17 protein-coding genes and 1 riboswitch are annotated in these 17,233 nt (G+C 70.1%); of the genes, 8 read left to right on the forward strand and 9 right to left on the reverse strand.

The window, feature by feature from the left end; all coding sequences use genetic code 11:
* Positions 1-71: 71 nt before the first annotated feature.
* The 5 genes from AB0J58_RS17970 to ngcE all read right to left on the reverse strand — a co-directional run bounded on the left by AB0J58_RS17970 (position 72) and on the right by ngcE (position 4,337).
* The gene (locus tag AB0J58_RS17970) at positions 72-362 is read right to left on the reverse strand and encodes a 4a-hydroxytetrahydrobiopterin dehydratase (protein ID WP_364216756.1); all 291 of its coding nucleotides are present in this window, start codon (positions 360-362) and stop codon (positions 72-74) included.
* Positions 349-951 (reverse strand): hypothetical protein, encoded by a 603-nt coding sequence (locus AB0J58_RS17975; RefSeq protein WP_364216759.1) that lies wholly within the window; start codon positions 949-951, stop codon positions 349-351. The genes AB0J58_RS17970 and AB0J58_RS17975 overlap by 14 nt, the downstream gene beginning before the upstream one ends.
* A 108-nt stretch (positions 952-1,059) precedes the next feature.
* Positions 1,060-1,965: a carbohydrate ABC transporter permease gene (locus AB0J58_RS17980; protein WP_364216761.1), complete on the reverse strand. Its 906-nt coding sequence runs from the start codon at positions 1,963-1,965 to the stop codon at positions 1,060-1,062.
* A complete protein-coding gene (locus tag AB0J58_RS17985; RefSeq protein WP_364216763.1) occupies positions 1,965-2,876 on the reverse strand; it encodes a sugar ABC transporter permease in 912 nt (303 codons plus the stop codon). The genes AB0J58_RS17980 and AB0J58_RS17985 overlap by 1 nt, the downstream gene beginning before the upstream one ends.
* Before the next feature lie 6 nt (positions 2,877-2,882).
* A complete protein-coding gene (gene ngcE / locus AB0J58_RS17990) occupies positions 2,883-4,337 on the reverse strand; it encodes an N-acetylglucosamine/diacetylchitobiose ABC transporter substrate-binding protein (RefSeq protein WP_364216765.1) in 1,455 nt (484 codons plus the stop codon).
* A gap of 331 nt (positions 4,338-4,668) precedes the next feature.
* Between ngcE and AB0J58_RS17995 the strand changes: the two genes are divergently transcribed.
* From AB0J58_RS17995 to AB0J58_RS18020, 6 genes are all read left to right on the forward strand, one after another.
* Positions 4,669-5,316 carry a class II aldolase/adducin family protein gene (locus AB0J58_RS17995; RefSeq protein ID WP_364216768.1) on the forward strand — a complete coding sequence of 216 codons (648 nt, stop codon included), beginning with the start codon at positions 4,669-4,671 and terminating at the stop codon, positions 5,314-5,316.
* Between the two features lie 99 nt (positions 5,317-5,415).
* Positions 5,416-6,636 carry a DUF4032 domain-containing protein gene (locus AB0J58_RS18000; protein WP_364216771.1) on the forward strand — a complete coding sequence of 407 codons (1,221 nt, stop codon included), beginning with the start codon at positions 5,416-5,418 and terminating at the stop codon, positions 6,634-6,636.
* Between the two features lie 144 nt (positions 6,637-6,780).
* Positions 6,781-7,161, forward strand: coding sequence for a roadblock/LC7 domain-containing protein (locus AB0J58_RS18005; RefSeq protein ID WP_343969686.1), 381 nt, complete (start codon positions 6,781-6,783; stop codon positions 7,159-7,161).
* Between the two features lie 4 nt (positions 7,162-7,165).
* Positions 7,166-8,044 (forward strand): hypothetical protein, encoded by an 879-nt coding sequence (locus tag AB0J58_RS18010; protein WP_343969683.1) that lies wholly within the window; start codon positions 7,166-7,168, stop codon positions 8,042-8,044.
* Positions 8,045-8,105: 61 nt separating this feature from the next.
* A complete protein-coding gene (locus AB0J58_RS18015; RefSeq protein ID WP_343969680.1) occupies positions 8,106-8,492 on the forward strand; it encodes a roadblock/LC7 domain-containing protein in 387 nt (128 codons plus the stop codon).
* 12 nt (positions 8,493-8,504) lie between these two features.
* On the forward strand, positions 8,505-8,876 hold the full coding sequence (locus tag AB0J58_RS18020) for a hypothetical protein (protein WP_030911906.1): 372 nt from the start codon (positions 8,505-8,507) through the stop codon (positions 8,874-8,876).
* A gap of 127 nt (positions 8,877-9,003) precedes the next feature.
* On the opposite strand, the gene AB0J58_RS18025 is transcribed toward AB0J58_RS18020, so the two are convergent.
* Both AB0J58_RS18025 and AB0J58_RS18030 read right to left on the reverse strand, forming a co-directional pair.
* Complete coding sequence (locus AB0J58_RS18025) at positions 9,004-9,972, reverse strand: hypothetical protein (protein WP_364216774.1); 969 nt, start codon at positions 9,970-9,972, stop codon at positions 9,004-9,006.
* A gap of 231 nt (positions 9,973-10,203) precedes the next feature.
* A riboswitch (cyclic di-AMP (ydaO/yuaA leader) is annotated at positions 10,204-10,354 on the reverse strand.
* Positions 10,355-10,705: 351 nt separating this feature from the next.
* Positions 10,706-11,452: a DUF4253 domain-containing protein gene (locus tag AB0J58_RS18030; RefSeq protein ID WP_343969671.1), complete on the reverse strand. Its 747-nt coding sequence runs from the start codon at positions 11,450-11,452 to the stop codon at positions 10,706-10,708.
* A 501-nt stretch (positions 11,453-11,953) separates the two neighbouring features.
* Between AB0J58_RS18030 and AB0J58_RS18035 the strand changes: the two genes are divergently transcribed.
* Entirely contained in the window at positions 11,954-12,898 is a 945-nt protein-coding gene (locus AB0J58_RS18035; RefSeq protein WP_364216777.1) for a sugar kinase, read from the forward strand.
* Between the two features lie 39 nt (positions 12,899-12,937).
* Here AB0J58_RS18035 and AB0J58_RS18040 read toward each other — a convergent pair whose 3' ends face one another.
* Positions 12,938-15,982, reverse strand: a complete 3,045-nt coding sequence (locus AB0J58_RS18040; protein ID WP_364216780.1) for a DUF6493 family protein — start codon at positions 15,980-15,982, stop codon at positions 12,938-12,940.
* A gap of 231 nt (positions 15,983-16,213) precedes the next feature.
* Positions 16,214-16,531, reverse strand: a complete 318-nt coding sequence (locus tag AB0J58_RS18045; RefSeq protein ID WP_364216783.1) for a hypothetical protein — start codon at positions 16,529-16,531, stop codon at positions 16,214-16,216.
* A 271-nt stretch (positions 16,532-16,802) separates the two neighbouring features.
* On the opposite strand from AB0J58_RS18045, the gene AB0J58_RS18050 reads away from it, so the two are divergent.
* Entirely contained in the window at positions 16,803-17,186 is a 384-nt protein-coding gene (locus tag AB0J58_RS18050; protein ID WP_364216786.1) for a DUF427 domain-containing protein, read from the forward strand.
* Positions 17,187-17,233: the final 47 nt, after the last annotated feature.

A 17,233-nucleotide genomic window follows, 5' to 3' on the forward strand; every position in this document is an offset into this window, starting at 1 on the left:
GCGGGCGTCGGCGGCGCCCCCGGCCCCCCCCCCCCCCCCCCACGACCGGAATTCGACCCTCGCGGGGGTGTTCAGGCGTTGGCGGCGGCTATCTCGTCGATGCGGGCGGCCAGAGTGAAGTCCATCTCGGTCAGCCCGCCGGCGTCGTGCGTGCTGAGCGCGAGATGGAGGGTGCGCCAGCGGATGTCGATGTCGGGGTGGTGGTTTAGCTTCTCGGCCTCGACCGCGATCTCGTCCACGATGCGGATCGCGGTCGGGAAGTCGGCAGCGGTGATCTTCCGGCGGATCTCGTCTCCCTCGCGCCGCCATTCGGGCAGGCCGGTGAGCCGGTCGTCCACCGCGGAGTCGTCAAGCAGGTTCATCCCCCCAGGAGACCACGTCCCCGGCGAGGACACCAAGCCTGGGCAGGCTTCCGGCGCGCCGGGCCATGGCCATGATGCCCTGGGCCATGGCGGTGGCGTGGCTGGCCCCCTCCAGGAGGGGCTCCAACTCGGACAGCAGATCGGGCAGCCGGGACAGGCTCCAGTCGTGCCAGCCGGACAGCCGGGTGCCACCGCTGTCGGGATCCTCGGCGCGGTAGGCGGCCAGGATCGGGCACTCCCGGTGAATGCGGAGCAGCCATCTCTCGATGTCGGCGTTGAGCGCGGCTATCCGGGAAGGTGCGGCGTACAGCCAGCCGTCCTCGCCGATCCGGTCGGACTCGCCGCCGAGGGCGGGGTAGGAGCGGGCCACCGTGCCGTGCAGGAACAGGCCGCTGGCCACCATGAGCTGGCGCCCCTCGCACCAGTCGAGCGCCCCGCGCAGGGGTGCCGGGACGGTGTCGACGATGACCGCGCGCTGGGAGGCCGTGGGCTGCCGGGCGAAGCGGACGTGCACCTCGGCCCACATGTAATAGCTCGCCTCCCCCGCTCCGAAGAAGGGGAAGGGGAAGTCCTGGTCGGGGTGGGCCATGGGTCGGGTTTCTCCGTGGAGAGGGGACAGGAGTCGTTCCGAATATGAACGACTCCCGACCTCGGCCCCGGGATTACTCGCCGACGCCGGTAGTTTGACCGGATCCGGTCACTTGACCGCGCCAGAGGTGAGACCCGACTGGATCTGGCGCTGGAAGATGATGTAGACGATCATGACCGGGATGATGGCCATGCTCAGCGCGGCGAACAGGCCGGGCCAGTCGGCCTCGTAACCGGCACTGGTGGAGATGTTGGCGACGCCCTGGGTGATCAGCCACTTGTCCTCGACGTTGCCCGACAGCAGCACGATCGGCAGAAGGTACTGGTTCCACTGGCCCAGGATGTTGAAGATCGTGATGCTGATCAGCCCCGGCCTGGCCATCGGCACCATGATCTGGAAGAACGTCCGGGTGTGCGAGCAGCCGTCCATCATCGCCGCCTCGGCCACCGAGGTGGGCAGTGTCTTGAAGAACGCCGACAGGAAGAAGACGGTGAACGGCAGCGAGTAGGCGATGTAGACCAGGATCACGCCGAGATGGGTGTCGATCAGGCCCAGGTTCTTCACCACGAAGAAGAGCGGGACCAGCGCGAGGAAGACCGGGAACGTCATCCCCGACACGAACAGGAAGTAGATCGCCCGGTTGCCGGGGAAGCTGTAGCGCGCCAGCACGTACGCGGCCATCGAGCCGAGCAGCATGGTGCCGGCCGTGCTGCACGCCACCACGAAGACGGTGTTCAGCATGTACTGCCCGATGTGCGCCTTCGCCCATGCCCGGCCCCAGGCCTCCCAGCCGAAGGAGGAGGGCAGCGTGATGGCGTCCCCGAAGATCTCGGCGTTGGTCTTGAAGGAGGCCAGGAAGGTCCAGAGGATCGGACCGACGATCAGGATCGCCCAGACCAGCAGCGCGAGGTGGGAGAGCACCCCGAAGGGGCCCAGCGAGCTCCTGGTTCGCCTGGCACGCGCGGGGGCGGCGGGGCGGGAGGCGGCGGGCTTGCGAGCCGTGTCCGTGGCCATCAGAACTCGATCCTCTCGCGCCGGGTCACGCGCAGGGTGAGGGCGGCGAACGTGATGGTCATGAAGAACAGCGCCACGCCCATCGCCGACGCGTAGCCGAACTTGGAGAAGTTGAACGCCGTGCGCCAGATCTCCATCGGGAGCACCGTGGTGGCGTTGTCGGGCCCGCCACGGTCGACCGAGAGGACCTGCACCAGGGCGAAGGCGTCGAAGGCGGCGATGCCGAGATAGACCCAGGCGACCTGCATGGTGTCCCAGAGCAGCGGGATCGTGATCCTGAAGAACAGGGTGAACCTGCCCGCGCCGTCGAGGGCGGCGGCCTCGAACACGTCCTTGGGGATGGAGGACATGCCCGCCGAGAACAGCACCACGTAGAAGCCGACGGCCTGCCAGACCATCACGCCGATGATGGCCAGCAGGGCGATGTCGGGATCGATGAGCCAGCCGACCGGCTCGATGCCGACCTTGCCGAGCAGGCCGTTGATCACGCCGGTCCCGTCCGGGCGATAGATCGCCTGGAAGAGCACGCCGACGATGGCGACCGCCAGGACCTGGGGCATGAAGAAGATCACCCGGTAGACCTTCGAGCCCCAGATCCCGGTCATCCGACCGCCCCGCTGCCCCCCGCTCAGGTTGAGCAGGAAGGAGAAGAACAGCGCGATCGCGATGGTGACCAGCGGCATGACAAGCAGCAGAACACCGTGGTGACGCACCGCAGCCCAGAAGACCTCGTCGTCGAGGAGCCTGCTGAAGTTCTCCAGGCCGATGAACTGAGGGTTCGCCGAGATGCCCTTCCAGTTGGTCACCGCGATGTAGAAAGCCTGGATGTACGGGCTGACCACGAAGACCACGTAGAGGAGCACCGGCGCGGCGAGAAAGCCGACGATGAACGGATACCTGCCGTGCCGCATCGGGGGCTACACCGTCCGGTTCTGCTTGGTGATGGACGAGTCGGCCTTGGTCTTGTCGGCGGCCTTCTGCATCTTCTCGCAGAACTCGTCGGCGGAGATGCGGCCGAACATCAGCGCGTTGGTCTGCTTGCGCAGCTCGGTCTCGAACTCCTTGTACCAGTTCTCGAAGCTGCTGAAGGTGACGATGTTCTGGCCTGCGGCGGTCTGCGCGGCGCTGAGGCTGGCGTTGCCCGGCGACAGCTCCAGGCCGTCGGCGGCGCCGGTCACCACGGTGATGTTGCCCGACTTCTCGGTGAAGCCCCTCGCGCCCTCCTTGGAGAGCATGATGCGCAGGTACTCAAGGCCGCCCTTGGGGTTCTTGGCCTTGGCCGGGACGATGTACGCCTCGCCGGCGGCGGCGCGGATGGCCTCGAACGGCATCTTGTCGGCCGCGGTGACGCTGGGGGTGGGCGACAGCGCGTACTTGAAGCCTTCGGGGGTCTGCTCCTTCTGCTCGTTCTCCAGCCAGGAACCGGAGGGGTAGAGGGCGACCTTGCCCTGGTTCTGGCGGAGCTGCACCTCGGTGTGGATCAGGCCCTCGAAGGACTTGTCCATGTACTTGGCGATCTCGGCCCAGGCGGCGGCGGACTGCTTCATGGCGTCGCGCTGCCAGACTCCGTCGACGAGGTTGTCGACGTCGAGCAGGATCTGGTTGCCCTCGATCTTCGCGGCGGAGATGAGGATCATCCAGTACGCGTAGTAGGCGGCGTTCTTGCCCGCGTACGCGAACGGGGTGATCCCGGCGGCCTTGGCCTTCTCGGCGAAGGCCTTGAACTCCTCGAAGGTCTTCGGCGGGGTCCAGCCGTTCTTCTCGAACAGCGCGGAGTCGTACCAGAGGCCGTACGCGGAGAAGACGTAGTTCATCAGGTACGGCTTGCCGTTGATGAGGCCCGACTCCACGGTGCCCGGCGCGACCAGGTCGCGGACCTTCTTGCTCGGGTCGTCGATGGAGGGGGCCTCCCACAGCTCGGTGAGTTCGAGGAGCTGGCCCTCCTGCTGCAGGGCGCCGTTGTCCATCAGGTCGGTGCCGGAGTTGGCGATCACGTCGGGGACGTCGCCGCCGGCGAACCGCGGCTGCAGGGTCTGTGCGATCTGCTGGGTGGCGACGTGCTTGACCTGCGCCTGGGCGAACGCCTTCTTGTACAGCGGCTCGTGCACCTCGGTGGCGTAACTGTCACCGAGGCCGCCCTTGAAGATGACGACCTCAAGCGGGGCGTCGGCGGCGACGCCGAACGGGTTCGCCGCGGAGATCGCGCCACCCGCGGAGGGGGCCGCGGAGGTGCTGGCCGCCGGAGCCGCGCCACCGGTGGCGCAGGCGCTGAGCAGCCCGGCGCCCGGGCCGACGATCAGAGCGCTCATGCCGATCCGGCGGAGCAGCTGCCGCCGGGTGATGTCTCCGGGCGTACCGGCCGAGTTTGACATGCAACCCTCCTGAACGGGGGATCAATTAGGAAAGTTTCCTAAACGTTTGCCCGAAGGTACGTATCCGCGGAGTCCAGCGTCAAGACTTCCCGGCCGGTCTAGACCGAGCCGTGATGTCCTCGCGACCTATCCGCTAGCTACCAAACGCCAAGGAGGTGCAATTGAATGACAGAACGGTACACAGTGCTCGATATTTCCCTGGAACCATTGACGCCGACACCGCCAGGGAGATAAAGGAACCGTGCTCACCGGCAGCCCAGGGACGAAAACCGGTCTAGACCAGATAATGAGGGTTTGCCGCCCGGTACCGCAAGCCCCTACTTTTGACGGCATGTTGCTGGCCGAGCAGCGCCGCCTGCTGTGTGAGTACGGCCGCCGGGCCGCCACGACCGGACTGGTCGTCGGAACCGCGGGAAATCTCAGCGTGCGCGCGGGCGAACTCGTCGCCGTGACGCCCAGCGGCGTCTCGCTCGACCGGCTGGAACCCGAGTCCTGCCCGATCGTCGACGTCGAGGGCCGTCTCGTCGAGGGCGACCTGCGGCCGTCCTCGGAGACCCCCATGCACCTGGCGGTCTATACGACCACCGATGCGGGCGCGATCGTGCACACCCACTCCGTCTTCGGCACCGTGGTCGCCACGACCATGAGCGAGCTGCCGCCCATCCACTACAACACCCTGCTGCTCGGCGGGACCGTCCGCGTCGCCGAGTACGCCACCTACGGCACGCCCGAGCTCGCCGCCTCCGTCCGGGCCGCGCTGACGGACCGGCGCGCGGCGCTGCTGGCCAACCACGGCGGGGTCACGATCGGCGACGACCTGGACGGGGCCTTCGAGGCGACCAGGCTGCTGGAGTGGCTCTGCGAGGTCTACGTGCGGGCCAAGGCGATCGGTGAGCCACGCGTGCTCACCGAGGAACAGCTCGCCGCGGTGGTCCGGCGCGCCTTCGAGCCGCCCACGTTCCCCCGCCGCGAGCACTGACCGCGACACGACCGCCCTCTGCCCGTACGCCCTCGTCGCGAGGACCCAGCGCGACGCGACCCCCGCCCCGTACGCCCCCCCTTCGCGAGGACTGACCCGATGCCTCTCCAGCTCACCGGCGCCCCGAGCGATCCGGACCTCATCCGCCTGCCCTGGGACGTCCCGCTGGAGGACTGGCCCGAGCATCGCCTGGTCTCCCTGCCCCGCGGCATCTCCCGGCACGTGGTGCGCTTCACCCGCCTGGCGGGCAGGGTCTACGCGATCAAGGAGATCAGCGAGTACTACGCCAAGCGCGAGTACCGCCTGCTGTGGGACCTGAGCCGGATGGACACCCCGTCGGTCGAGCCGGTGGCCGTGGTCACCGGACGGACCGACGCCGCCGGTGAGCCGCTCGACTCGGCGCTCATCACCCAGCACCTGCAGTTCTCCCTGCCCTACCGGGCGGTCATGTCCGGAACGGTACGCCCCGAGACGCTCAACCGGCTGCTCGACGCCCTGGCCGTGCTGCTGGTACGGCTGCACCTCAGCGGTTTCTACTGGGGCGACTGCTCGCTGTCGAACATCCTGTTCCGCCGGGACGCGGGCTCCTTCGCCGCCTACCTCGTCGACGCCGAGACCGGCGAGCTGCATCCCATGATCAGTGAGGGCCAGCGGCTGTACGACATCGAGGTGGCGCACACCAACATCTTCGGCGAGATGCTCGACCTGGAGGCGGGCGGCCTGCTGCACTCCTCCATCGACCCCGAGCAGGTCGCCGACTCCATCTGCGAGCGCTACCACCGCCTCTGGGGCGAGCTCACCTCCGACGACATCATCGACGAGGTCGACTGGCACATGATCGACCAGCGGATCCGCCGGCTGAACTCGCTGGGCTTCGACGTCGCCGAGATGATGGTCCGCCGCAAGGCGGGCACCGGGCGGCTGATCGTCCGCCCCAAGGTGGTGGACGCCGGGCACCACCAGCGCAGGCTGCTCCGGCTCACCGGCCTGGACGTGGAGGAGAACCAGGCCAGGCGGCTCCTCAACGACCTCGACTCCTTTCGGGTGTCGTACGGCCTGCGCCACGAGGACGAGGCGATCGTGGCCCACCGCTGGCTGGCCGAGGTCTTCCAGCCCACGGTGGAGGCCGTCCCGCAGGATCTGCGCGGCAAGCTGGAGCCCGCCCAGTTCTTCCACGAGGTGCTCGACCACCGCTGGTTCATGTCGGAGGAGGCCGGGAACGACGTCGGCCTGCCCACCGCGGTGAATTCCTATGTGAAGAACATTCTTGTTTTCAAGCCGGACGAAAAGGCGATTATCACCGACCAGCCAACGAGTTGATTTCCACCCGGGGTGTATATCTTCCTACTCGGTTGGTGAATCCTACGCTTTTTCCTATCAAGACCCTGGCTGGAAAGGACGAATCCCGAGAGCTTTCCCTACGCTGACCGGGCGACGCCTGAAGTCGCCGGCAAGGGAGAGCACGTGCTCGGAATCGAAGACTGCCTCACTGAGGTAATGGCCATCCCCGGCGCCCTGGACGCGATCCTCATCGATCAGACCAGCGGGACGGTCGTGGCGACCGGTGGCGCGAGCCGCCACGGTGACGTGGAGCGATCGGCCGCGGGACTGAGCGAGACCCTGCGCGCGACGCTGGACGGACTCGCCGTCACCGCACCGGGCGGCGCGGTCCGGATCGACGACATGATCATAACCACGGACGGCGGCCACCATTTGCTACGGCCGTTGGAAACGCTTTTCGACGGCCCCCTGGTGATTTATGTCAGGCTCGACCTTGAACGATCGAACCTGGCACTGGCCCGCCACCGCCTCCAGGCCCTTTCCGGCCGCCTGATATCGACGTGAAGCCGTGCCGAGCGTCGAGATCATCCTCAGCGGGCTCGCCAGTGATCGCGCCACCGGCTCGCTCCGCCTCGGCAAGGCGGGCGCCATCTATCTCACCGACGGCCGCGTGACCTACGCCGAGAGCGCGGCGGCCCCCCGGCTGGAGGACCTGCTGGCGGCCTGCCGCGGGATCTCCGCCCACGCCGTACGACAGGCCAGGCAGGCCGCGACCGAGGATCTGCGGGGCGGCGAGCCGCCGGTCGCCGCCCCGCAGATCCTCGGAGGCGACCGGCTCCTCGCCCAGGGGCTGCTCACCAGGGGCGAGCTGGAGTTCTGCGTGCTGAGCACGGTGCTCGACGCCAGCTACTTCCTGCTGGAGTCGACCGGGCACCGGCCCAGGTTCCGGCGGGGAGAGCGGCACTGGCTCGGACCGCAGTGGTACTTCGACGCGGCCGGCCTGCTCCGGGAGTGCAAGCGGAGGAAGGCTCAGTTGGAACAGACCTGGCCGTCCGCGGAGCTGGACACGCTCCCGGTCATCCCGCGAAGGCGCATCGCCGCCCAGCGGGTGGTGTTGAGCTCGCTGCAGTGGGAGGTGCTGGTCGGCGCCGACTCCACGGCGACCCCGGCCGACCTGGCACGCAGGCTGGGCCGCCCGGCGTACTCGGTGCTGCTCGCCGTACGGCAGCTCGCCTCCCGTGGGCTGCTGCGCGTCCCGGAACCCGACGCGGCCGCCGCACCCGCCGCGCAGGACCCGCTGCCGAGACGGACGAGGGGTGCCTCGGAGATCCCGGCGGCCGGAACGGGCTCCCTCGCGACGCCCGCGTCGCTCCCCGGAGCCACCGGGGACCCGACCGACGTCAACCTGCTCATCCGGCTCAGGAACGCATTGGAGGCACTGACTTGAGCCTGGTTCGATGCCGCCGATAAGGCTGCGGACGCTGAAGCTGATCGGAAGGAGGGTGCCGGTGGAACTGCGTGAGGAGATACGCCAGGAGATGGCGCTGCTGCGAGAGCGCATCCCGGACGTGGACGGGAGCGTCGTGTGCAGCGTCGACGGCCTGACCCTGGCCAGCGATCTGGGCCGTGACATCGCCGCCGAGCAGACCGGCGCGCTCTCCTCCGCGCTCCTGGCCCTCAGCCGCCGGATGACCGACATGGCCGGCAAGGGCACCTTCGAGGAGACGCTGATCTCCGGCACCAACGGCTACACGGCCTGCTACGCCGCCGGACCCAAGATCGTCCTCACAGTCCTGGCACGCCCAGGGACCAATCTCGGGCTGCTCCGGCTGGAGGGCCGCAAGACGGCGGCCAGGTTGGCCGCCATCACCTCGCGTATCTCGATAACCCAGTGATCGGAGACAGAAATGGGCAACATGGACATCTCTCTCAAGGAGATGATGGCGATCGACGGTGCCATCGGCGCGGTCATCGTCGACTACAACAGCGGGATGGCGCTGGGCGCGCTCGGCGGCTCCAAGGATCTCGACCTCCAGGTGGCGGCTGCGGGCAACACCGAGGTCGTCAAGGCCAAGATGCGGACCATGGAGTCGCTCGGCCTCAAGGACGGCATCGAGGACATCCTCATCACGCTCGGCACGCAGTACCACGTGATCCGCCCGCTCTCCGGCCGGAGCGGCAAAGGCCTGTTCATCTACATGGCCCTCGACCGGAACCGGGCCAACCTCGCGCTCGCGCGGCACATCCTGCGCGGCATCGAGGAGAAACTCGAGATCTGATCCTGTCGAGGCCCGTGCCCTTCCGGAAGGGCACGGGCCTCGACAGGAGCTCACCGCCCGGACGTCACCCCGGCGGTGAGCTCATCGACCGCGTCGGTGCGGGGTGGGCCGGAGATCGCGCCGGGCCTCAGCTCTCCTCGGCGACCGCCCTGCGGCGGAGACGGCCGGCGACCAGGTAGGTGCCGCCGCCCGCGGCGAGCACTCCCGCCAGGGCCAGGGAGGCGGCCGTGGAGGGACCGGTCGAGGTCTCGGCCGCCACCGGGGCGTTGGCGCCCAGGTCCCGGACCCCCTGCTCGGCGGCCCCGGCGGTGCCGGACAGGGCGAGCGGCTTGGCGGCGATGATCGCCTCGGGCGCGGTGAGGGGCTCGGACATGATCTTGGGCTTGGCGAACGTCTGGATCGCCTGCTGGGTCTTCACGGACTTCTTGGACTGCTCGGCCTTGACCAGGGCCGTCTGCGGGGGCTTCGCCGGGTTCGCGTCCCGGTAACGCCAGGCACCGGTGGAGAACGCCACGGGGTGGTTCTTCTTGCCCACGCCGTCCCCCCACTTGGTGACCACGTACTTGACGTCGATGTGGCCCATGCCGCCGTTGCCGTCCACGCCGAGCGTGGCGGGGTTGAACCGGCCGCCGGTCAGGTCGGCGAAGGTCTTGGCGTCGAGGTCGATCATGACGCCCGAATTGGAGGGCACGCCGGGACCGCGGTCACCGACGAAGAACTTGGCCTTCTTGCCCTTGTAGACGACGTAGCCCTCGGTGAACAGGGGCCAGCTCGGGCTGGCGATCATGCCCTTCTGCATCGGCTTGCCACTGGCCGGCAGACCGGTGTCGCCGGCCCTGCCCGAGGAGTCGTCCCAGAAGTAGGAGGCCCTGGTCGAGCCCTGGAGGAGCACGACCCCGTTGGCGACCGGCTCGGTGTCCGCTCCGGGGGAGGCGACGGAGGCGGGGGCGGCGGCCGCGGGGGAGGCGGGCAGCGCGGAGACGACGCCGCCGGAGACGAGCAGGCCGGCCCCGACGAGGGCGGCGGTGGCGAGGCGGTTCTGGTACGGGAGGCTCTTGGGCAGGCCGTTCTCGGGCAGGCCGAAAGGAAGACGCATGAAGAATGGGCTCTTTCGCGAGGGAACGGGACAACCAGCTGCGACACACGGCAAGAGGTGCACTGGCGGGGACGCGCTCTTCGGAAAAGTGGCGTGGCGAGATCAGCGGGTCGTCACGCGGAGCACGGTCCAGACGCCGCGATCAGGCGCGGCGTAGGAAAGGACGAGGTTCAGGTGGTCGGCACGGGCAGGGCGGGCACCGACGTGGTGACGCGGTGATCCATGAGGGGGATCTCCTCTCCAGCTCGTCTACCGGGTTAGCTGACGGGTTCGGGCGGTGGAGTTGCCCTACCGCCGCACGTTCGCAGCGGATTCACCCCAGGAAAGTGGTTCCCCGGTTCCCTGGCCCCTGGGGGCCGGTGGGATTCGACGTCGGCCGGCCGCTCCCTCTTGTGAAGGGCAGGTCGCCAACCGATATCCGTGGACACTACCTGCCGAAATCGGACAAAGCAAAGCAAATGCCATGAAAACCCCAGAAGATCTACCTGCAAGCTTCAAGAAAGCCCCACCGGAGACCCCGTCCCACCAACAGTCGCCCTACCAGCGAGAACGTCTTGCCGATCCCGGGTTTCGCCCCCGAGCCCCGCATCCGAGGCCTTTCCGCGCCCGCGGGGAGCCCGGTCGCCCGAAGGTCGTCCACACTCGAAGCCCTTTCACGCCCGGAGGGACCACCTCCGAGGTGGACCACCGCCAAAGACGCGCGTCGCCGGAAGCCGCGCCTCCGGGGGCGAACTCAGTCCCACCAGAACGACCAGGCGTTCCTGCCCTTGATCTGCTCGGCGTAGTCGACGAGGGTCCCCGCGCCCTGGATGATGCTGTCCGGGCAGAACGTCCAGTGCTCCGCGGCGACGTGCAGGGCGTGCTCCGAGGTCGTCGGGGGCGCGGCGACGCTGAGGTCGAGGGTGTTGAACCCCATCCCGACCAGCCGCACCCCGAACCTGTCCTCCCAGCTCCGCACCACCGCCGCGAGCGGGACCATCCACTCGTTGTGGTTCAGGGCGCCCTGCCAGCCCATCACGGCGAGGGCGTCGGCCCCGCGCTCGACCGCGACGAGCCCGAGCGGGGTCCGGCGCTCGGCCACCAGGCCGGCGTACCAGTCGGCGACCACGCCGGGATCGGCGGCGAGCCTTCCCGCCGGGGCCGGACCCGGACATTCGACTCCGAAGGGGTCGAGGATTTCGAGCTGGTCGACGTGCGCCTTGGCGATCCAGTCGGACCAGACCTCGGCCATGAAGGCGGCCGCATGGTAGTTGTCGATCTCGACGGCGGTGTCCGGGGCGATCTGACCGGCCGACCAGGGCTGCACCGAGTCCTCCAGCAGTACCGGCCACAGGCCGGAGTGCTCGTGCTGCGCCCGCAGCCGTGCCCAGTACTCGCCGGAGACCGCCACCTCGCTGAGCCAGAACGCCGGACGGCGACGAAAGGAGAGCTGAGCGTAACCGGGGTCGGGCCACACCACGTCACCCGGTGGCAGGTCCACCGAGAGCCTCCGGCCCTCTCCCCCGCTGCTCCCGTCGGCCCCGTCAGCGAACAACTGGCCCAGAACTGGCGGAAGCCTCCCACCCTCGCAATCGCTCATTCCTACCGATCCGATCCTGACCACGGACCAATTTTGGCCTGTCAACCATCCCGAGGGACAGTTCTGCCCTGGTCCAGGCAAAAATTATCGGTACGGGAGGGAACGGCGCCTGGCGGGTCTCACCCCTTCCCCACTCTGTGAACGTCACTCTGTGAACGTCACTCTGTGAACGTCACTCTGTGAACGTCGCGCCACACGACAGCCCGGGAGACCGGACCCGGCCGGTCTCTCTCCTTTTCCGCTCCGCGAACGTCGTGCCGCACAGTGGCCATCGGGGACCGTACTCGCCTATTTTGCCGTTGATCACCACTATGGGGACACGCCGGTCGACCGGGCCTCCACCCGCTGATCGGTCGAGCCGGGCACGGCCCGCCCACCGACCTACCGAGGAGACGTTTTCCGATGACCGACCTGGTAACGCTCGGCGAGAGCATGGCGCTGTTCAGCGCGCGGCGCACCGGCCCGCTCAGGCACGCCCGCGACTTCGGGCTCGGCGTGGGCGGCGCGGAGTCCAACGTGGCCATCGGCGTCTGCCGCCTCGGCGGGCGCGCGGCCTGGATCGGCAGGGTGGGCGCCGACGAGTTCGGGGAACTGCTCCGCTCGACGCTGGCCGGCGAGGGCGTCGACGTGCGGGGGATGCTGGTCGACCCCGAGGCGCCCACAGGCCTGATGATCAAGAGCAGGCGTACCTCCGAGGTGGTCGACGTGCGCTACTACCGCTCGGCGAGCGCCGGGTCCCGGCTCCGCCCCGCCGACCTGGACGTCTCGCTGATCCGCTCGGCACGCGTGCTGCACGTCACCGGCATCACCCTCGCGCTGTCGGCGTCGGCCGCCGAGGCGGTGCGGGCCGCGATCGCCGAGGCCCGCGACGCGGGCGCGACCGTGTCGATGGACATCAACTACCGCCGTGCCCTGTGGACACCCGCCAAGGCGTCCGCCGCGCTGCGCGAGACCGTCGCCGCCGTGGACGTCCTGTTCGCCACCGAGGCCGAGGCCAGGTTGATCGTCGAGGGCGGCGACCCGCTCACCCTGGCCCGCGCCCTGTCGGACCTCGGCCCGCGCCACGTCCTCATCAAACGCGGCGCCCTCGGCGCGATCGAGCTCTCCGACGGCACCGTACGGCACGCGGAGCCTCACCGGGTCGCCGAGCTCGACCCGGTGGGCGCCGGGGACGCCTTCGCCGCCGGCTGGATCGCCGAGACCCTCGCCGGGGCCACCTCCGAGCGGCGCCTCGCCACCGCCTCCGCCGCCGGGGCCTTCGCGGTGACCGCCGACGGCGACTGGGAGAGCCTCCCCCGCCGTGCCGACCTCGACCTGCTCCGCCCGTCCGACGGGGTCAGCCGCTGACCGTGGCCGACGCCGATCGGGAACGACGCCAGCCGGCCGTCACGGCGCGGAGAGCAGGTCGCGCAGGGCACGGCACTCGCGGATGACCTGGGTGGAGCCCTTGCGCCGGGCGACCGCCGTGACCTCGGGGATCTCGCCGGTCGCCTTCGCCCGCCGGGCCACCCGCCGGGCGAAGGCCAGGAAATCGACCAGTTCCTTGGGGGGCCGCCCGCCCGAGACGGCCAGCAGACCGGGCAGGGCGGCGGCGATCATGGCCCACGCCTCGCGGTGGGTGCCCACGCAGACCGCGTCCTCCATGATCGCCTGGAGCCTGGAGATCGAGAGCCAGGACCGGCGTATCCGCTCCCCGAACTCCGTACCCATCCGGGCGGCGGGCAGGTCACCGGTGGCCAGCAGGTACTGCACGGCCCGGCGCCGGTACACCGACATGCTCGGGGCGAGCCGTTCCACCAGCAGCAGGGCGGTCGCCTGCCCGACCGGTCCCCGCGCGCACGCGAGGTCGGTGAGCCTCGGCCCGTCGACGAGGCCACCGGTCCAGTCGCTGCGGTACCGGAGCGGGACCATGTGCGCGGCGATCACCTCGCGGTGGGACGGCATGACCCCCGGCCACCAGCCGATCAACCTGCCGTGATGGCCGCGTCCCTCCTCCAGGAACCGGGGCGGCGAGACCAGGAGTCCGGCGATCAACGACGCCGCGGCACGGACCGCCTGCTCACCGGCCGACCTTCCCGCCTCCTCGTCCGGGCAGTCGCTCGGGGTGATGTCGGTCGGCGTGCAGTCGCTCGGGGTGATGGAGGCCACCGCCAGGGTCTGCCATGCCTGGAGAGGCTCCTTCGGCTCGCGCTCGTCGAGCCAGTGCCCGGCCGGATCCTCCGCGAGCCTCCAGTCCGGCTTCGCGCCGGGAGAGCAGAACCGGCGGACGGTCACCACCGGATCGGGCAGCCCGTTCCCCGCCAGCCAGCGGGCGGTCTCGCGCCCGGCCGCCGAGGTCAGCGCGGCGGCCCGCGCCACCGCGACGGGATCGGCCCCCCTGGGCAGCCGGAGCAGCGCCTGCGCCAGATCGGCCGGAAGCGGCTCCACACCCGCCCGCTCCAGTTCCTCGATCCTGGCGACCAGTTCCACCGGGTCGAGGTGGCCGGTGGAGAGGGTGGGCGTGGCCAGCAGCAGCGGCGGCAGGACGCCCTCCTTGAGCGCGACGAGGATCTCCGCGTGGCGGCGCAGCACCAGCCACTCCGGCGCGCAGACCTCATCCCGGCCGGGAAGCCTCGTCCACGGTGACTCCGACAGCGACTCCGACGTTGACTCCGACGGCGACTCCGGCCGCACGTCGGTGGGGAGGCCGACCCCTGACCCGGGCTCCAGGGGCTCCGCGCCGGGATCGACGAACTCCGCCACGATCGCGGCGCCCCAGCACTCGGGACTCGTCCAGTCGCCTTGCGTCGGCGGCCTCTCGGAACGTGCCGCCAGCGCGTCCCGGAGCCCAGTGGGATCTCCGGCGGCGAGGCGGACGAACCCTCCGAGGAATCCCTCGGCCTCGGCCCAGTCCTTCTTCCCGAACAGGGCGGCCACCTGCTGGGGCGTCCGCGGCACCGGGAACACCGTGGCGGGCGGCGGTCCGGGGATCTCGGCGGGAACGAAGGGCTCCTCCGGCTCCGGCTCGGGCTCGGGTTCCTCCTGGAGATCTCCGCCGAAGACCGCGACCAACCTGTTGGACAGGCCGGCGGGAAGCTGCCCGGAGGCGTCCCGTACGGCCTCGGCACCGAGCGGGCCGAAGGCCGCCGCGTGCCCGACCAGCAGGCGCACGGCCCGCTCCTGGACGGCGGGCGCCTCGTGGCCGAGCGCCGACGCCAGGGCCGGCGACAGTTCGTCGGCCCGTTCCGGCTCCCGCTGGAGGAGCCGGTCCAGCCAGGCCAGCCCGGCCCTGACCAGTCCGCTCTCCGCGCGGAACAGCAGGCCGGACAGGGCCTCGCTCACGTCGTCGGGGTCGAGGTCGGCCGCGTCGTCCCCGGAGAGGGAGTCCAGGTGACGCAGGTGCCTGAACGACAGTTCGGCCACCGGCCCCGGCGCCGTCGGCAGCAGCCGCAGGTAGTCGCGGGCGCGGGAGGCCACCTCGGCGGGAGTCGGTTCGAGCAGTTCGTGCAGGCGGGCGAAGAACCGCAGGTCGGTCGCGCCGCCCCCGCGCAGGAACCGGCCCACGCAGCCTTCCAGCAACGCCTCCCGGCTCACCCTTCCCTCGGCGGCCAGGGTGTGCAGCGCGCCCAGCCACGATTCGGCGGCGAGCGGGTCGGCCCGCTCCTCGCGCAGCGCGCGGCCCACCCCCTGCGCCTGGAAGAGCCTGGGCAGCAGCACGTCGAGCAGCGGGTCCTCGCGCAGCCGCTCCGCGGTCGGCGGTGTGCCGGCCCAGGCGACCACGAGCGGGTCGTGCTCGGGCGGCGTGGCGCCGGTGCGGCCCAGCAGTGCCAGGGTGAGCGGCAGGTTCCGGTCGCGGGGATCGCCCTCCCAGCCTCCGCGCCGGACACGCACCCGGAGCGCGAGCCGTACGGCGAGATCGGCCTGCCACTCGGCAGGGCGGGTGGCGACCGCCTGGAGCACCGGCTCGACGAGGTCGGCGGAGCGATGGCGGCGTTCGAAGTCGCGCCGGTTGAGCCAGGCGACCACGGCCGCCGCACCGGGGAGCGTGCCCGCCCCCGCGACCCGCATCGGGTCGATCCAGGCATCGGCGTCGAACGTGGACGGGAACGCTCTGTAGTACTCCCGATTGTTCTTGGGCCCCTCCCAGGTGCCCTCCATGTCGCCGCCCCAGCCGAGGGTCTCTGCCCACCGCCGGTGGATCTCACGCTCGGAGACCCCGCGTTCGCGGGCGAACCGCTTGTACGCCTCCCCCCGGGCCAGCCTGATCCGGTCGTACTCCTTCCCGCGCTCACGCAGCCGCCGTGCCACCTCCTCGCGGGCCTCCTGGATGTGACCCGGCAGTTCCAGGGCCACCTCCCTCCGCCCGGCGTCGTCGAGGTCGGCGACCCTGGCCGCGACCTTGAAGGCATCACCGGTGCCGATGAGGTCGCGGACTTCTTCCCACACGGTCATGACGGCATCTCCCGAGAACCGGTCCGGATCGCCCGGACGCAAACGTGCGGCGCCTTCGCCATGAGGGGACACTAGGCAGCGGCCCGGACAGTAACGGGCCGTTGGAGCCCCGGCGAGCAGAAGATCAACCGCTGAGCGGACACCGTCTCCCCCCGGAGGCGGACGCGCTCTGGGCGGAGGGGGCGCCCCGGTCACCCGTCGCCCGCCTCCCGGGAGTCGATCGCGCCGGGCCTACGGTTCGAACAGCACCAGGGGATGCCGCCGGGCCAGCTCCAGCACCACGCGGCACACCTCTCCTGAGCGTGGGAAGACCGCGTCCATCAGCACGAACTCCTCCCCCACGACCAGCGGTGCGGACCACGGCGAGACCGCGTAGTTCTCGGCGGTCAGGTCCGGGAAGAGCGAGGTCAGCTCCTCGTAGAAGGCCGCCGTCTCCGGGCGCGGCTCACCGGGCGCGGCGTCGCTCCGGCTCCAGACGAGATACCTGCGAAGCGCCTCGTCCGCGGTGATCGGTTCGGGCCCAAGCCAGGCTCCAAGCTCAAAGCTCACGTCGCGTCCTCGCACTCGCCCCGGTCATCCGGCTGTCGGATCATATGTGTCCGATGGATGCCCGGCACTCCTCCCTGGAGTTGGACCGTCGCGGCTTTCGCCGTGAGATCGCCGTTCCCACCGGCCGGTGAGACGCCCGCGACTTCCCGTATGAAGGAAGGCCGGACACCGGCCGGAGCCGGCCCGGTCGCGCCGGATCCCGCCAGTCGACGGCGGCGGTGCGGGTCCAAGGCACCAGCAGACTATCTTTGGAAAAAAAGGGGGTCCCGCCATGACCGACAAGCCCATCCTGCAGCCCGGCCCCGATCATCCGATCACGATCGAGGCGAACCCGGCCCGGATCGTCGTCTCGCTGGGCGGCCGGGTGATCGCCGACTCGCGGCGGGCGTTGACGCTGCGGGAGGCGTCGTACCCGCCGGTTCAGTACATCCCGATCGCCGACGTCGACCGCTCGCTGCTGGAACGGACCGGCACCGCCACCTACTGCCCGTACAAGGGCGACGCGGGCTACTACACCGTCACGGTGGACGGGAAGCGGTCGGTGGACGCGGTCTGGTTCTACGAGTCGCCGCACCCGGCCGTCGCCGGTATCAAGGACCATGTCGCCTTCTATCCCGACCGGGTCGACTCGATCGCCGAGGAGACGGCCAGCTGAGAGCCGGGGACACCCGTCCCGACGCGAGTCCATCGTGGTCGGTGTCG

The sequence above is a fragment of the Streptosporangium sp. NPDC049644 genome, assembly GCF_040675205.1.
GTDB lineage: Bacteria > Actinomycetota > Actinomycetes > Streptosporangiales > Streptosporangiaceae > Streptosporangium > Streptosporangium fukuiense.

What these genes read in the sequence shown, in the direction of transcription:
- AB0J58_RS17970 (WP_364216756.1), bottom strand. Translation starts at nt 362, where the DNA reads ATGAACCTGCTTGACGACTCCGCGGTGGACGACCGGCTCACCGGCCTG.
- AB0J58_RS17975 (WP_364216759.1), bottom strand. Translation starts at nt 951, where the DNA reads ATGGCCCACCCCGACCAGGACTTCCCCTTCCCCTTCTTCGGAGCGGGG.
- AB0J58_RS17980 (WP_364216761.1), bottom strand. Translation starts at nt 1,965, where the DNA reads ATGGCCACGGACACGGCTCGCAAGCCCGCCGCCTCCCGCCCCGCCGCC.
- AB0J58_RS17985 (WP_364216763.1), bottom strand. Translation starts at nt 2,876, where the DNA reads ATGCGGCACGGCAGGTATCCGTTCATCGTCGGCTTTCTCGCCGCGCCG.
- ngcE (WP_364216765.1), bottom strand. Translation starts at nt 4,337, where the DNA reads ATGTCAAACTCGGCCGGTACGCCCGGAGACATCACCCGGCGGCAGCTG.
- AB0J58_RS17995 (WP_364216768.1), top strand. Translation starts at nt 4,669, where the DNA reads ATGTTGCTGGCCGAGCAGCGCCGCCTGCTGTGTGAGTACGGCCGCCGG.
- AB0J58_RS18000 (WP_364216771.1), top strand. Translation starts at nt 5,416, where the DNA reads ATGCCTCTCCAGCTCACCGGCGCCCCGAGCGATCCGGACCTCATCCGC.
- AB0J58_RS18020 (WP_030911906.1), top strand. Translation starts at nt 8,505, where the DNA reads ATGGGCAACATGGACATCTCTCTCAAGGAGATGATGGCGATCGACGGT.
- AB0J58_RS18025 (WP_364216774.1), bottom strand. Translation starts at nt 9,972, where the DNA reads ATGCGTCTTCCTTTCGGCCTGCCCGAGAACGGCCTGCCCAAGAGCCTC.
- AB0J58_RS18035 (WP_364216777.1), top strand. Translation starts at nt 11,954, where the DNA reads ATGACCGACCTGGTAACGCTCGGCGAGAGCATGGCGCTGTTCAGCGCG.
- AB0J58_RS18040 (WP_364216780.1), bottom strand. Translation starts at nt 15,982, where the DNA reads ATGACCGTGTGGGAAGAAGTCCGCGACCTCATCGGCACCGGTGATGCC.
- AB0J58_RS18050 (WP_364216786.1), top strand. Translation starts at nt 16,803, where the DNA reads ATGACCGACAAGCCCATCCTGCAGCCCGGCCCCGATCATCCGATCACG.